We start from the raw sequence: 15,724 nt of genomic DNA, 5'->3' as shown, positions 1-15,724 counted from the left end.
CTGACTGTCTATTTCACGCGGCGATTCGCAACTTCTCGTACTCGGCGTGGACTTCACGCGGCGGGCGGTAACCCACTGCCGAGTGGAGGCGTTTGTGATTGTACCAGAATTCGATGTAGCGAGTGATGTCCTGCCTGGCGGCCTCGCGGGTCAGGTAAGTCACCCTGGATACGCGCTCGTTCTTCAGGGCACCGAAGAATGATTCGGCCATGGCGTTGTCGAAACAGATCCCGGTGCGGCCTGCAGATCTGCGGAGCCCGAAGTGTTCCAGAGTCCTCCCGAACTCGGCTGACATGTAGTTACTTCCGCGATCCGAGTGAAATATCGCGCTGGTCGAGAGGTTCCTGTTCCGTGCCGCGTTATGGATCGCTCTGGATATCAGTGGGGTTTGGTAATGGTCGTCCATCGCGTAGCCGATGACTTCCTTCGTGCAGCAGTCGATGACTGTTGCGAGGTACAGCCAGCCTTCCCCGGTCTGGATATAGGTGATGTCGCCGACGAGCTTTTCGCCTGGCGCGTCCGCGGTGAAGTCGCGGCCGACGAGGTCCGGCACCCGGCCGGCCGCAGCCTGCGTGAGGCTGAACCTCTTCGGGCGTGGCTGGCAGGGAACCAGGCCCAGTTCGCGCATGAGCCGGCGGACCAGCTCCGCGCCCGCGGCGACGCCCCAGCGGTGCAGCTGGGCCTGGATGCGCCGGTGCCCGTAGGTGCTGTCGGACATGTCGAAGGCTTTCCGGATGAGCAGTTTCAGTTCTTCGCGCCGCTGGGTTGTCGCGGATTCCGGGCGGGATCGCCAGTCGTAGTAGCCGGATCTGGAGACGCCGAGTCGGCCGCACATGAACTCGACGCTGTATGCGTACTTCCCGGTGTCGAGTCGCATCTCGTCGATGAACTCGTACTTGCTTGCTACCGGGGATCCTTCGCGAAGTACGCAGCGCATTTTTTCAGGAAGGAGTTTTCCATCTCCAGTTCACGGTTGCGTCGTTCGAGTTCCTTCAGGCGTGCACGGTCGCTCACCGTCAGTTCCGCATCGGGTGCCGGTTCGTGCTGCCTCTGGTGCTTCTTCACCCAGTCGCGCAGCGTCTCCGAGTTCACCTCAAGCTCCCGGGCGACTTCGGAGATCGTCTTGCTTGACCTCAACGCGATCTGGACGGCTTCCTCGCGGAACTCCGGCGAGTATTTACTGGGTGGCGCCACTTCTTCCTCGTCTCCTTGTTCAGGACAACACTATTGGGTGCCTGTCCGGAAACTTCGTGGCCCCTCAAACAGGTCGGGAGCCGTCAGCACCAGTAGGTCAGCAGCGGTGTCGTCGAACACCAGCCGAGGCTCGATCCGGATCTCAGACTGTGCTCCGGCCACTCTCAGCGGGCACACCTCAGCGTGGTGACGCAGCAGTTCAGCGCCCAACCGTATTTCTTCATCGGGGAGTTGATACTTCTTGGGCACCCAGTCTGCGGGGATCCGAGAAGTGCACGGTACTGCGGGCAAACGACCGTGCCTTTCCGCAAGGAAGTCGTGGACCGCTCTTCCTCGCTCGGCGGCGGCGTTCCGCTCCACCTCATCGTTCAACGGAAGCCGCAGGCTACGTAGATGGCCACGCGCCGGGCACTTGGCGTGTCCTCGGCCTGTCGTCGAGGACCAACTACGACGCGGGCGACCGCGGTCGGCCACACCCAGCAGTCCTTCGGCTTTAGGCAGGGCAGGACACACGCTCGCCACAGCACATGAGACGCAGGCACTTCCGGGCCGGTATTCCTGATTGTCCGGCAGGGCGCGGACTGCCGATGCTCCGTACTCCCGGTACTCAGCCAGAGCCTGTGCACGGCTTCCCTCGAACACCGGGGCTGGGCGACCATCGGACAAGGCGAATTGAACAACCCTGACCTCTTCGACCCGAGGATCGCCTTCACCCTCAGCTGCGACCAACGCGGCCACCGCACGCTCGGTATCGCTTCGTTCCCGCAGACGGGTGACCGGCAGGCGCAGTTCACGCAGGCGCCCGTCAGCCGACTCGAAGCAACGTCCCCAGGCCGTGATCCGGTAGAGCGTGGCGCCCTCGACGTCAGTAGCTGGCCGAAGATGCCGATAAGCCCACGCCTTCTGCGCCAGGCGTAATTCCCCACCGGGTGGAAACGCCTTGTGGTACATCCGCAGCGCGTGCTCAGTCCACAGCTGCAGACCATCGTGGAGAGGAGTGCGTCGACGGCCCTCGGACGGAAAGTCTGCCGGCCGCTCAAGCATGTCGGCAGCCGTCATGAACGGGCTGTTGGTGAAGGTCTCCAGCGCTTCTGGCTTCGCTGCTCCTCGATCGCGCGGTCGCATCCCCCGCGCCTTCAACGCGTCCGATGCCGGGCACCGGTACCGCTCCGGGCCGAACATTCCCAGCCGTATGTGGATGACGCCGGAACCTCCGACGAGCCCGTCAGGCGGCCAACTTGCTATCATAATTCCCTCGTTTCCTCTCTCCCAAGGTTCTCGAACGAACCGGCTGGGTTTCGATTTACACATGGAGCGAATAAGTGATCCCTGGAACCCTCCTCAAGAATCGTTACCAACTGGTTCGGAAGCTTGGCGAAGGAGGAGAGGGCGAGACCTTCATCGCGTGGGACAGGGAACTCCAGCGGAAGGTTGTAGTAAAATTTCAGCTCGCCCGGGTCACGGAATCCACCGAAACCTACACCGCATACGGCAATGACATAGTTACCGAATACGGCAATCTCCATGCCATGCTGGAAGTTCCAGGAATGCCCGAGATTTTTGATATCGGATCACACGGAAACAACGAACGCAAGTTTCTCGTCATGGAGCTGATTGACGGAGTCACGCTCGACTCCTGGATCCAGGACCACCATCCGGTGCCGACGGATTCGGCAGTCTCGGTCATTGCACAGCTCTGCGAAACCCTCCATGTACTACACGAAAAGAAGTACATACACCGTGACATCACTCCGAAGAACGTAATGCTGCAACCCGACGGACGAATTCGACTACTGGACGTCGGAATTGCCATCAAGAATGATTCGAAAAATGTTGAGCCACGTGGCACCCAACTGTATTCAGCACCTGAACAGTTCATCGAAGGAGTGCAAGTAACTGCGAGAGCAGACATCTTCGCGCTAGGTGCCCTACTATTCAAGATGGCCACCTCGAAATTGCCATACAGCGACCTGGAGTACCCTTTCAAATCAACACCTCCTCCATTTCCCAGTAATTTTTCGGGGATCCTCCCCAAACCATTGTGGTCTCTTGGAATATCCATGGTCGCCATAAATCCAGAGGAACGGCCGAACGGAGCTGCTGAAGTACTGAGCCTCCTGCACTCGTCGCTACCCAAGCCGGGATCTCATCCTTCACCGAAGGCGCCTCGTCCCGATCCGACACTCCCTTACAGGCGCCTGGCACCACAACTTTGAAGCACGGATCGGCCAGACATCACGGCAGGTTACGGAGTCGCTCCATCGCGGCATCTAGGTCACTTTCACCGAGCTTCTCCAACTCCGAGCGGGTCTGTTCGATCGCGTCCATCGCTTCTGCCATCCGGCCCGCATCCTGCAACGCCTCCGAAAGCCAGACCAGTGTTCTGGCCGCCCTACTTCCATAGGAGAGGAACCGATACAGAACAAGAGCACGCTCAAGGTCGGTTATGGCTTCTCCGTAGTCCCTCCGAGCCACCCTGATGCGTCCCAGGCTGAACAGCGCATATGCCTGACCGTTGACATCCTCCGTACGCTCCAGCACATTCAAAGAAGACAGGCAATAATTCAAACCTTCCTCATACTTCCCCAGGTCGTACAAGGAATTTCCGATGCCACTCAGCGCTACACCGCGGCCTAGCACATCACCAAGCTGCTCGAAGGCAGCCAGAGAAGCAGTGAAGTGTTCCAACGCTTCACCAGGTGCACCTCCCTCACGCAGCAGAACTCCCAGCAGATATCCCCCCATAGAAATACCGGCAAGGTCGTCGCAGCCTTCACTCAGACTTACCGCCCTGCGTAGCTCCCTGGCTGCCTGGGTGGAATCTCCCAGGCTCCGGTGAGTGCCGGCGAGCATTCGGAGAACCATCGCAATGTCAGCAGGTCCGCCCTCCCGTTCGACAGCGGGGAGGGAAAAGGTCAGATATCTGAGCGCGTCCAGATGACGGCCGGAACGCCATTGAAATGTGACCATGGCCATCGCGAGCAGCCACGTGTACCGGTCGCGGCCATGCTTCTTGGAAAGTCTGAGCGCGGCTGTCAGAGTCGAATACTCGGTGTCGAACCACTTCATCGCCTCTGCGGAGTCGGAAGGGGCAACGACGTCTATACCGTCCGCCTCCCCGATCGGGAGACGGCGGCCCGAATCAAGCTTACGGTCGCAGGCCCACGCGTTGTGGAGGAGAAAGGACAAAACTCGGTCGATCAACAGCTCGCGCTCTTCGTCGTCCTGCTGCTCAGCCTTTTCCGTGACATAGACACGGACCAGGTCATGGAGGGAATAACGCTCACCAGTCGGTTCCTCGGTCACCAGGCTCATCCGCACCAAGTCGTCAACCGCCCGCACGACGAAGCCGCTCGTCGGTTCGAATGCGCGCAAGGCAGTCCAACTGACCGTCGGGCCCGGGTGAACCGCCAGCTGCCAGAGGAGTCTTGCGGCCTGCGTCGAGAGCAGTCCGTAGGACGCGTCCAGTTGCAGACGGATACTCAAATCCTTCGGTCCGAGATCCAAGAAGTTTGATCTGGTGCTGTCGTCACGTAGCTCTCGGACGATGCTGCCGAGAGCTTGTGCCGGGCGGAGGACGATCCTCGCTGCGACAAGCGCCAGCATGAACGGCAGTCCGCCGCAGTATCCGACGAGATCGTCGATGAACGGAACTACGGTTCGCATGCGGTCCTCACCCACCTGCCTCCGCAACAGCTCAGCAGCAGCGGGGATTTCCAGAGGAGTGAGGTCGACGAGACAGGCTCGTTCTTTGATCAAGAGACCGTCCATGCGTAGACGGCTCGTGACGATCGCAGCACTCATTCCAGCGTCGCCGGGGAGCAAAGGGCGGACATGGTGTTCGTCTCGTGCGTTGTCCAGGATCACCAGTACCGTGCGTTCGGCGAGCTTGGAGCGGTAGGCGGACACCAAGCCGTCCATGGTCGGAGTCTTGGAACGGGCACCGAGGTCGTTGAGGAATCTGGCCAGAATGGCCCCGGAGTGCTCCGGTTCCCCTCCTGAGAATCCTCCGAGATCCACGTACAGGATGTCTTGGAAGTGCTGCTCAAGTCTGGCCCCCGCCTCCACAGCGAGACCGGTCTTTCCAACACCCGGCATGCCCGAGACGACAGCGATTCGGCTGCAGCCCGCAGTCTGGCCCAGAACAGCCCTGCTCAACTGATGCAGTTGAGACTGCCGACCCACGAAAACAGCAGGTCGCACCGGAAGCTGACGTAACTTGGCGGGGAGCGTGGCCTTCATGTCAGTCCCGCCTCGGCGCGTTTCTTCTGTGCCGTCCGCCAGCAGCAGATGGAACGTCGGACGCCCCGACTGCCGTCTCCAACAGGCAAGCAGCTCCTCAATCTCGTCTTCCTTGCCGAGAGCTTGCAGGGCGGCGATGTTGAGCCTGAGTAGATTCTCGTTGTCCGGCCAGCTGGTCAGCGCGGAAGTGACTCGGTCCAGCGCGCTGTGTGTCTCGCCGCACTCCAGCTCCGCTTGGACGCAGGCTGCTGTAGCTTCCCTCAACTCAGTCATGAGTGCAGCCCTCTCACGTTCGAACCCGGTTCCAGGCATGTCCTCCAAAGGTGTTCCCCGGTACTCGGCGAGCGCGGCGCGAAGTGATGCGAGACGCTCCGCGGGGTTCACCGTGTTTTCCGCGGCACGCTTCCGTTCCAGGAACCGAACGCAGTCGACGCTTTGAGGAGCGACGCAAATCTGGCCATAGCCTGGCTCATTCCGGTCCACGACAACCCCTGGAACAGACCGCCGCAGTTGATGAAAGATCTGCCGAATTCGATTCGAGTTCGATTCTTCTCCCGGCCACAGGCATCGCGTGATGTGGGAGTGCGAAGCACGGTGTCCGGGTGCCAGCAGAAGAACGGCCAGAAGTTCGCGAGCCTTCGCCGACCTCACCTCGACCATGACGCCGGCTTCCATAACCACCACCGGACCCAATACACGAAATTCCATGCGTCCACCCCTCATGCCTGCGACTGACGCCGCGCTCAGCAAGTGAGAGAAAGCATGCCACGGGGTTCGGCGAAGAGATTAACGTTCGGCTAACACCCAAGAGTTGGCCCTGCCACATCAGATCTGCCACTGTGGTCATGCCGCCCGATCAGCCCGGTGAAGCATCGGACAAGTAACCAGGTGCGCCTGGAAGCGGCAGCAACTCATCCGAGTTCATGTGTGCGCGGATCCGTTTTCCGCACCCCCCAATCCGAGTAGGGAGTAGTCCATGAGCACGCACCGAAAGCACATCCGACGCGCCTCTGGCCGATCTGTACACGATCGACGCATCAAAGCGACCTGGCCTCCCCGGCGGCGACGCAGGCCCCGTCCGGTACCCATACCGACCCCCGGCTCACTCTCGACCGTGCGGTGCACTCATGGGTGGAAGCCAGTCCGCCCGACAGCACAGCGGTTCTACGAGACCGAGTTGTTCGGTGAGGGTGACTGAGGCCGAAGCCGAGGCATTCGCGTTGAGGAGCACCGTTCGACCAAACTGAACAGCGCGAAAGCACGGCCGCGCCAGGCGGATCCGGTCTGTTCCGGATCCGCCTGGCGCGTTTTGGCTCATGCGTGGAGACTCTCGGTTCATGCCTGCTGCTGACGCCGAAAGGGTCTGGTCTGGTCTGGGATCAAGAGCGGTAAGAGCCGAGTATCAAGTGCCCGAGGTGTCGCATCGATGATGTCATCGCAACGTCCCGTCAGACTCACGTTCGTGGCGCGCTAGCTTGACCGCAGGCTCAGGACTCGAAGGGCGGTACCGGACCGGGAACGGATCGGAATCCGGGGTTTTTAGGGTGCGGGGGAATCGTTCGGGCTGAGAGGGAGGGTGAAGTGACCGAGATTGTGCTTATGTCCGGGAGTGTTCGGGGTGGGTCGTACAACTCGGCTGTCGTCGCGACGGTGCGGCGGATCGTGGCGGAGCGGTTCGGTGGGGTGCGGGCCGTGGTCGTGCGACCGGGGGAACTGCCGTTCTACGACGAGGACTTGGACGCGGTGGACGGGTCCGAGGCTGTGGTGCGGATGCGGGAGCAAGTGGCCGGTGCGGATGTGGTGTTGATGAGTACGCCGTCCTACAACGGGGCTTCTTCCGGGGTGTTGAAGAACGCCGTGGACTGGCTGTCGCGGCCCTACGGGGAGAGCTGCCTCGACGGGCGGGTCGTGGCTGTCGTCAGTGCCTCGCCCGGGCCCCGGGGAGCCGTCGACGCTCAGGCCGGGCTGGTCGAGGTGCTCGGGCATGCGGGGGCCCTGGTCGTGGAGCATCCGCCGGTGGCTGTCGCCCATGCGGAGGAACTGGTCACCATCGAGGGGGAGTTCGAGGACCCTGGGGTGCTGGCCGAGCTGGAGAGTCTCGTGCGGGCCGCGTTGGAGGCGGCCGGGCGGGGTGCCGCCTCGATCGCCGTCTGACCTCTGTTATCGCTCGATCCCCTCACCGGTCCATGGCCGGGCACGGACGGCAAGTCGGCGTCCGGGCCCGGCTTTTGCCGTCGTTGTACGTGCCTTCTTCTCCTCAACTCTTCGCGAAAGTCGTCGTCATGAGTGAACCGTCCCGGCAGTCCCGGATCCTGCTCGTCGGACCGTCCGTGGAGGTCGTGCGGGCGGCCGGCGCGGCGGGGTTCCGGGTGTGGTCGTTGTGCGATGCGGGGCGATGTCCCCCGGGGGGTCAACTCGCGGATCTTTCCGAGCGGTTGATGGTCGTCGACTTCCGGGACGAGGCCGCGTTGGAGGAGGCGGTCGGGGTGGCCGAGAAGGCGGGGCTGTGTGTCAATCCGGCCGGTGCGGTGCGGTTGTTGGGGGACGTGGCGGCGGTGCGGCGGGCGGGGGGTGTCAACGGGCTTGCGCGGGTGGGGGGTTCGGGGGGTGGGGAGCTGTTCCGGGTCGACACGTTGAGCGTGCACGGGATGCATCGCGTCGTCGGGATCAGCGTCGAGACGCCGTACGGGGTGTTGTTTCCCGCGCCGGTTGGTGGGGGTGTCGCGGCGACGTTACGGTCCGCCGTGGGCTCGTTGCTCGATCTCGCCGGGTACCAGTACGGGCCCGCGCACACGTTCGTCGTGCTGACGCCGCGGGGGCCCGTCACCACCGGGTGCCGGACCGTCGTCGCGGAGGAGGTGGTGGCGGGGTTGGTGCGGGTGGCCGCGGGGCGGGATCCGGTGCGGGACGCGTTCGAGGTGCTCGCCGGGCGGGATGTGGCGCCGGTACGGGCGGGGCGGTACGCGGTGGCGGTCGCGGTGTCCGGGGGGTGGGGGCAGGTGGTGCTGGGGGCGGAGTCGGCGGAGGGGGCGCTGGAACTCGCGGGGCGGGTAGGGGAGTTGGCGGGCTGATCTGGGTGGGATCCCTCCCTCCCCCGGCGGGGAACGCATCGGGACCCGTTCGGTAAGGGTGCGCGGCACCTTTGGGGTGTCGCCGGGAGACGGCGGCGAGAACAAGTCGTGGGAGGAGGTACCGCCATGATCCGTAAGCCCGTTCGCCGGGGCGTCAGCTCCCGCAAGTCCGCGGTCTGAGGACCGTCCTCCGTTTCTTCTAGGGCAGGGAAGGAGGAACAGCCATGATCCGCAAGCCGGTTCGCCGTGGTGTCAGCGCCCGTAAGGCCGTGTCTGCCTGAGGTCGCACTCCCCCGTCCCTACGAAACGCGTGAAGGAGGTACTGCCATGATCCGCAAGCCGGTTCGCCGGGGCGTCAGCTCCCGCAAGTCCGCCCTCTAGGGCGACGTCTCTTCTCCGTGGCGGGCACGGCGCTTCGCGCGGTGCCCGCCACGGCTGTACCCGGCACCACGGCCGCCCCCCGAGATCCCGAACACCCCTTGAAGGAGCCTGAGATGGAGTTGACCGACCGCGTCGTACGGATCGTGCACGTACCGGGAGCCGGGCTGCTGGCCGCCGATATCACCGGCCGTATCCACCTGTTGGACGACGACCTGCGCATTCTGCGTTCCTCGCCCGCGCCGACCGGCACCGTCGCCGCCGGGCACGCGCCCGTGTACACGATCACCGCGGCCGACGGCTGGGTGGTGGGCCGCGACAAGCGGGGAACCCTGCTGCGGTGGCGACTTGACACGTTGGAGCTCATCGACGTGCTCGATGCCGACCGGACCGCCAATCGTGGGGAGTTGCTGGACGGCGAGGAGCCGTCGCCGGTGATGAGCCGGGGCATCACGGTGCACAAGGGCAAGGTCTACATGAACAACGGGTACCGCCAGATGGCGGTGCTGGACCTGGAGACGTTCGCGGTCGAGCGCATCGAGCCGAACTTCGCGGGCCACGTGCCGCTGGAGTGGTTCTGCCAGGACCACCCGAGCATCGACGCCGCGTCCGACAAGGCCGGGCGCGTGTTCCTCGGCGACCTGGAGACCCTGGACTTCCCCACCGTCGTACAGGCGGACGGCGGGAACATCCACCGCATCCTGTACGACCCGCTGCACGACCGCTTCTGGGCGACGCAGGACGACGGCGTCGACGAGAACAACAACATCGCGAACGGCGTGCTGACGCTGGACGCGCAGGGCAACGTCACCGGTCAACTCCTGCTGGCCCGCGACGATGTGGAGTTCCTGGCGTTCTCGCCGGACCACCGGACCGTGTACGTCGGCGGCTTCGACGGCGTGCTGCACCTGCTGGACAACAGCGCGCCGGAGCTGAAGGTCGGCTCGACGGTCACCGGATTCGCGCACCAGCTCACGGACTTCGCCGTGCACGACGACGGCTCGATCTACACGCTGACCCAGGACGGCGACCTGCGCCGGCTCAGCGCGGACGGCACGACGACGCTGGCCCGCGCCCCGTTCCGGCGGCAGTGCGTGTGGGACATCCAACCGGCCCTGGAGTCGGACGAGTTGTACGTCGCGACGGACGACGGCGTCGCCGTGCTGGCCGTCCTCGCCGACAACCTGGGCGAGCCGTACCTCGCGACCCGCGCGCACCACGTGCACGGCATGGGCTTCACGCGCCGCGTCGTCCCGCTCCCCGGCGGGTACGCCGGCGTCACCCGCGACCAGTGGGTGTTCCGCACCGACCGCGACGGCACGCAGCTGTGGCGCCACCGGCTCGCGGCGCTCGCGCACACCGTGTCGGGGTCGGCGGACCACTCCCGGCTGCTGGCCTGCCACAACGACGGGGTGGACGAACTCGACGCGCGCACCGGCGAGTTGATCGCCCGCATCGACATCGGCCGGGCCTCCGCGTGGGCGGGCTGCTACCTGCCGTCCGGCGAGCGGGTGATCGCCTCCAGCACCGGCCTCGTGAGCGTGTACCCGGCCGAAGGGGACACGGTGCTGCGGGAGTTCAACACCGAGGAGTACCCGAAGCGGATGTGGGCGGAGGATGCCGACCACCTGATCATCACCGGCGAGAACGGCGTGAAGCGCCTCTCGCTGCTGACGGGTGAAGTGACGCACCGCTGGACGGAGTTGCTGGACAACACCGTCGAGAACGGCGCGTTCCTCGGCGACACGGTGTACGCGGTGTCGTACGGCGCCCAACTCTCCGTGTACGAGCGGGAGTCGACGGAGATCACGGCCCTGGTGGAGGATCTGCCGGACTTCGCGAAGGCGCTCGCGGCGGTGCCGTTCGGGGACGAGGGACAGCAGGTGCTGCTGGTCGGCGGCCGGGGCGGCTGGATCCGGGTCTTCCTGACGGCCACCGAGGACCGCAAGGCCCCACTGACGCGCGTACGCGACCTGATCGTGCCCCGGCAGAAGACGATGCCGTGAGCGAACCGCACCCACAGGAGGCGAGGCCGTGAGCAAGAGCGATGCGGAAAGGGGCGAGGGCGTGCGCAGGACCGATGGACCCGTGCCCGCCCCCGGCCCGGCGGACGGACCCGAACTCACCGCCGCACCCGGCCCGTTGTCGGCTCCCGGCCTCGACGAGGCGAAGCCCTCCCCCTGGCGGGACCGGCGGTTCCAGATCTTCGCGACCGGCAATGTCGTCAACAACATCGGGGAGGCCGTCTACACCGTCGCCCTCCCCCTGTTCGTGTACGAACGCACCGGGTCCCTCGCGATCATGTCGCTGCTGGCGGTGCTGACCCCGGCGACGCTGCTGCTGGCGCCGGTGCTCGGCGCGGTCGTGGACCGTTACGGGGCACGGGTGTTGGTCGTCCCGGGCCTGCTCGTGCAGGCCGCCGCGGCAATTGCCCTGAATCTGACGGGACTTGCCGAAGACGCCCCCGTCTGGCCGCTGTTCGTGTTCGGGGCGCTGGTGCAGATCGGCGGCGCCGGGTACCGGATGGGCTGGATGACCGGCGTCGCGCACATGTTCCCGGAGAATCCGGTGCGTTCACGGGCGAGCCTCGGCAGCCTGTACACGGTGACGAACGTGGTCGGCCCGCTGCTGGTCAGCGCCGCGCTGCTGGTCGTCGGGTACAAGGGGCTGCTCTGGTTCAACGTCCTGACGTTCTTCGCGCCGATCGTGGTGTGGCTGGTCGGCGTGCACCCACCGCGCGTCGAGCCCGGCGGCCCGGCCCAAGTCGGACTGATCAAGGGCCTGTTGGAGAGCGTTCAGGTCATGCGGCGGGCGCCCGTCCTGCTGCACGCGATCCTCGTCTTCGTACCGATGCTGGTGGTCGGCACCACCGGCACCATGACGCTGTCGCTGTTCCGGCTCCAGCACGACTGGGATCTGTCGCCGCGCGCGGTGGGCCTGGTGCTGGTCGGGGTGCGGATCGCCGGGGTGCTCGGGACGATCCTCGTCTCCGAGCGCAAGACGTTCCCGTTCCGGGCGATCACGCTGGTCGGGACGGTCGGCATGGGCGCGGCGCTGCTGCTGATGGCGTCGGGTTCGGTGCACGTGTTCGTCGCGGCGATGGTCGTGATGTTCGGTTTCCAGGCGGCGCTCAGCGTGGCGAGCGACCTGATGGTGTTCAAGTTCGTGCCGGCGGACGCGCTGGGCCGGGTCGGCGGGATCGTCGACCTGGTGCTGGGGCTGCCGATCCTCGCCGGTCCCCTCGTGGTGCCCGCGCTGGCCGAACTCCTGGGCTCCTCCGCCGTGTTCCTCGCCTTCGGCGCCGTACAGCTCGCCGGTCTGCTCTGGCTGTGGCGGACCTGGCGGCAGTGGGCGCCTTCCCCGCACACCTCGTCCCGAGAGGAGGCCGTCCCGGCATGAGCGACGGCAACAACAAGGGGTTGGGCAGCGATGCCACCCGCGACACCTCGCCGGGCATCCGCGCCCGGGTCCAGGTCACCCTCAACAGGGCCGGCACCGCTGCCGAGTTGGTGACCTTCACCGAACTCGCCGACCACCAGGAGCACGTGGCCGTGGTGGTCCCGGTGCCGCTCGGCACGGTCCCCCTGGTCCGGCTGCACAGCGAGTGCCTGACCGGTGACGTCTTCGGCTCGGCGCGCTGCGACTGCGGCCCGCAGCTGGAGGAGGCGCTCCAACTCGTCGCCGGGGAAGGGGGAGCGGTGCTGTACCTGCGCCAGGAGGGGCGCGGGATCGGCCTGTACAACAAGCTCGACGCGTACGTCCTCCAGGACCGCGGCAGCGACACCTTCGAGGCGAACCGGCTGCTCGGCCGGGGCGAGGACGAGCGCGACTACACGGCGGCGGCCGAGATGCTGCGCGCGCTGGGCCTGACCCGGATCCGGCTGCTCTCCAACAACCCCGACAAAGCCGAGCAGTTGACGGAGCTGGGCATCGAGGTCGTCGAACGGGTGCCCACCGGCGTGTACTTGACCGGGGAGAACAGCCGCTATCTCGACGCGAAGGCCCGGCACGCGGGCCACACCCTGCCCGTACCGAACCCCAACTCCCTGGAGGTGTCTGCCCTGTGATCCGCCACAACGGCCCGATCAGCGGAATCGCGGCCCACGACGGCAGGTTCGTGGCGACCGCCGGTTACGACAACCAGCTCGTCCTGTGGGACGTGGCGACGCGGCGGGCGCTGGCCCGCGCGGTCCACGACCACCTCGCCAACCAGGTGTCGTTCAGCCCCGACGGCAAGCACCTGGTCTCTTCCTCCAGCGACTACACGGCCCGGCTGTGGTCGGTGCCGGACCTGAAGCTGCTCGCGGTCCTCTCCGACCAGGAGGACGACGTCGAGATGTCGGCGTTCCACCCGGTCAAGCCGCTGATCGCGACGGCGTCGCGGGACCACCGGGTGCGGGTGTACGACTTCTCGGGCGTCCTGCTGCACACGTTCACCGGGCACACGGCCGACGTCATCTCGGTCGAATGGGCGTACGGCAGCGACGAGTTGGTGTCGTCCAGCGACGACGGCACAATCAAGCGCTGGTCGATCGCGACCGGCGGCCTGGTCTCCGACACGGATCTCGGCGACGTCGAGACGGACACGCTCGCGGTGACGCCGGACGGCACGGTGTTCGCGGGCAACGACGAGGGCGAGATCGTCGAGCTGCGCGGCGAGGGCACGGCGACGCACCACGCGCACGAGGCCGGCATCAAGCGGCTCGTCCTGGACGCCGCGCACGGGCGGATGGTGAGCCTGAGCTACGACCGCACGATGCGGGTGTGGGACGTGACGGACGGGCTGCGGCCGGTCGCCGCGTCGACCTTCCCGGCCGACGTGTGGCCCCGCTCCTGCGCCTTCCTCGACGAAGACACCTTGGTCTTCGCGACGTTCGGCTCGTCGTACGCCATCCACCGCATCGGCAGCGGGAGTTGGGACCTCGACCACGTCGAGCCGACGCACGGTGTGAACGCGGTCGCCGTGCACGAGGGGGCCCGGCTCACCATCGGGGACGCGGGAATCCTCCGCCGGGACGGCGTCCCGGTCGCCGAGACGGGCAGCCTGTGCAACTTCCTCACGCCGGTCGCCGGGCGGGTGTTCAGCGGCGGCCAAATGGGCACGGTCTTCGACGCGTTGACGGGTGAGGTCCTCCATCAGCACCGCTCGCCGCTCAACTGCGGCGCCGCCTTCGAGCGGGACGGCGTGCCGCACGTCGTCCTCGGGGCGTACACGGGTGAGGGGCTGGTGTTCTCCGTCGGGCCGGACGGCGCCGTCAAGCACGAGGCGACGCTTCCGCTGCACGCGGGTGCGGTCAAGGGGGTCGCCGTCTCCGACGGGCAGATCTTCTCGGTGTGCGCCGACGCCGCCGCGTCCTGGTTCGCCACGGCCGACTTCGCCGAACTCGCGCGGGCCGACGCGGCGCACGACCGGATCGCCAACGGCTGCGCCGCACTGCCGGGCGGACAATTCGCCAGCGTGAGCCGGGACTTGGTGCTGCGCCTGTGGGACGGCGCCTCGGCGACCTCGCACTCCACGCCCCACGACCACTCCATCAAGTGCGTGACGGCCTCGCCGGACGGACGGTACGTGGCGACGGGGTCGTACAACGGCCTGGTGGCGGTCTTCGACACCGACTCGCGTGCGTGGTCGGCCGTCCGCCGCCCCACGACGTCGGGGATCTCGTCGCTGACGTACGACACCGACGCGGGTGTGTTCCTTGCCGGTTCGTACGACGGGCAGGTGTACGAGGTTCCGGGGACCGAGGCGTGAACCCGAACGAACTCGCCGACCGCGCCGCGATGGGGCTCCCGGAGTCCTTCGTACGGCGCGGTCCCGAGCCGGAGTTCGACGGCGAGCTGCTGGCGGCGTCGCCGCAGACGCTCGCCGTCGTCGCGGGGTCCGCGCACGAGCCGTACGAGCGGCGGTACGCGGCCGGGACGCTGCTCGCCCTGCTCGGTGATCCCCGACTCCGGGTGTTCGAGCCGGAGTTGGTGGACATACCGGCTGCGAAGGTGACCATCGGGCTGGCGGAGGAGCTGGTCGCCGGGGTGGCCCGGCGGTGGTCCCACGTGGGCGTGCTGGAGGAGTGGATCGCCAAGGAGGCGCCTCGACACGACGTCGACATCGCGGAGTTCAGGATCGGCCGGTATCCGGTGACGAACGGCGAGTACCAGGTGTTCCTGGCGGAGACGCAGGCGCAGTGGCTGCCGGGGTCCTGGCAATTCGGCGTGTTTCCCCGGGAGTTGGCCAACCATCCCGTGTGGGGGGTGCCCGCCGAGGCCGGGGACGCGTACGCGGCGTGGCTGTCGCGGCGTACCGGGCGGCAGTTCCGGCTGCCGTCGGAGGCCGAGTGGGAGTACGCGGCGTCCGGCGGGGACGGGCGGGAGTACCCGTGGGGCGAGGGGTTCCGGACGGAGTGCGCCAACACCGTGGAGGCGGGGCCGCTCAGGACGACGCCGGTGGGGATCTATCCGGCGGGGCGCAGTCCGTTCGGGCTCGACGATGTCGCCGGGAACGTCGAGGAGTTCGTCGCGGACGACTACGTGGGATATCCCGGGGGTGTGGCGGAGCCGGACGACCTGCTGCTGACGCGGGGGTCCTACCGGGTTGCCCGGGGCGGAAGTTTCACGCGGTACGGGGATCTCACGCGGTGCACCCGGCGGCACGGGTGGTACGACAAGCCCATCTACGCGATCGGGTTCCGGCTGGCCGAGACGCCGTGACACAGCCGGCACCGAGGCCGTGGGACGGTCGGCCCGGGAATGCCGGTTCAGGCCTGAACCTCCCAAAGTATCCACCCAGTTGAACCACACCAGCCTCTCCCTGCCCGACAATCGCACGGAACACCGGCGCGGAA

Annotated in this window: 11 protein-coding genes; 8 read left to right on the top strand and 3 right to left on the bottom strand. The window is 66.3% G+C overall.

Translation table 11 applies throughout. From position 1 onward, the window contains the following. Positions 1-13 precede the first annotated feature (13 nt). Together J8M50_RS32385 and J8M50_RS32380 are read right to left on the bottom strand one after the other, a co-directional pair. A protein-coding gene (locus J8M50_RS32385; protein ID WP_107116120.1) for an IS3 family transposase occupies positions 14-1,194 on the bottom strand; the annotation gives its coding sequence in 2 pieces (ribosomal slippage) (positions 14-930 and positions 930-1,194; 1,182 coding nt in all). Between the two features lie 30 nt (positions 1,195-1,224). Continuing rightward, the gene (locus J8M50_RS32380) at positions 1,225-2,319 is read right to left on the bottom strand and encodes a hypothetical protein (protein WP_141655632.1); all 1,095 of its coding nucleotides are present in this window, start codon (positions 2,317-2,319) and stop codon (positions 1,225-1,227) included. A 197-nt stretch (positions 2,320-2,516) separates the two neighbouring features. Between J8M50_RS32380 and J8M50_RS32375 the strand changes: the two genes are divergently transcribed. After that, the gene (locus tag J8M50_RS32375) at positions 2,517-3,410 is read left to right on the top strand and encodes a serine/threonine protein kinase (protein ID WP_010358126.1); all 894 of its coding nucleotides are present in this window, start codon (positions 2,517-2,519) and stop codon (positions 3,408-3,410) included. A 19-nt stretch (positions 3,411-3,429) separates the two neighbouring features. On the opposite strand, the gene J8M50_RS32370 is transcribed toward J8M50_RS32375, so the two are convergent. Next, on the bottom strand, positions 3,430-6,144 hold the full coding sequence (locus J8M50_RS32370; protein WP_223786362.1) for an AfsR/SARP family transcriptional regulator: 2,715 nt from the start codon (positions 6,142-6,144) through the stop codon (positions 3,430-3,432). A gap of 873 nt (positions 6,145-7,017) precedes the next feature. Between J8M50_RS32370 and J8M50_RS32365 the strand changes: the two genes are divergently transcribed. From J8M50_RS32365 to J8M50_RS32335, 7 genes are all read left to right on the top strand, one after another. Then, positions 7,018-7,590 (top strand): NADPH-dependent FMN reductase, encoded by a 573-nt coding sequence (locus tag J8M50_RS32365; RefSeq protein WP_010358128.1) that lies wholly within the window; start codon positions 7,018-7,020, stop codon positions 7,588-7,590. Positions 7,591-7,718: 128 nt separating this feature from the next. Then, positions 7,719-8,507, top strand: coding sequence for an ATP-grasp domain-containing protein (locus J8M50_RS32360; protein WP_010358129.1), 789 nt, complete (start codon positions 7,719-7,721; stop codon positions 8,505-8,507). A gap of 494 nt (positions 8,508-9,001) precedes the next feature. Further along, positions 9,002-10,891 carry a WD40 repeat domain-containing protein gene (locus J8M50_RS32355; RefSeq protein ID WP_010358130.1) on the top strand — a complete coding sequence of 630 codons (1,890 nt, stop codon included), beginning with the start codon at positions 9,002-9,004 and terminating at the stop codon, positions 10,889-10,891. A 28-nt stretch (positions 10,892-10,919) separates the two neighbouring features. Further along, on the top strand, positions 10,920-12,284 hold the full coding sequence (locus J8M50_RS32350) for an MFS transporter (protein WP_078481243.1): 1,365 nt from the start codon (positions 10,920-10,922) through the stop codon (positions 12,282-12,284). Then, complete coding sequence (locus J8M50_RS32345) at positions 12,281-12,952, top strand: GTP cyclohydrolase II (protein WP_010358132.1); 672 nt, start codon at positions 12,281-12,283, stop codon at positions 12,950-12,952. Before J8M50_RS32350 ends, J8M50_RS32345 begins: the two co-directional genes overlap by 4 nt. Continuing rightward, the gene (locus J8M50_RS32340) at positions 12,949-14,637 is read left to right on the top strand and encodes a WD40 repeat domain-containing protein (RefSeq protein ID WP_010358133.1); all 1,689 of its coding nucleotides are present in this window, start codon (positions 12,949-12,951) and stop codon (positions 14,635-14,637) included. Before J8M50_RS32345 ends, J8M50_RS32340 begins: the two co-directional genes overlap by 4 nt. Continuing rightward, positions 14,634-15,590, top strand: a complete 957-nt coding sequence (locus tag J8M50_RS32335) for a formylglycine-generating enzyme family protein (RefSeq protein WP_010358134.1) — start codon at positions 14,634-14,636, stop codon at positions 15,588-15,590. Before J8M50_RS32340 ends, J8M50_RS32335 begins: the two co-directional genes overlap by 4 nt. The last annotated feature ends 134 nt before the right edge of the window (positions 15,591-15,724 follow it).

This window comes from Streptomyces acidiscabies (genome assembly GCF_020010905.1).
GTDB lineage: Bacteria > Actinomycetota > Actinomycetes > Streptomycetales > Streptomycetaceae > Streptomyces > Streptomyces acidiscabies.
The sequence above is the reverse complement of the archived record's forward strand: the minus strand, read 5'-3'. Positions and strand labels throughout refer to the sequence as shown.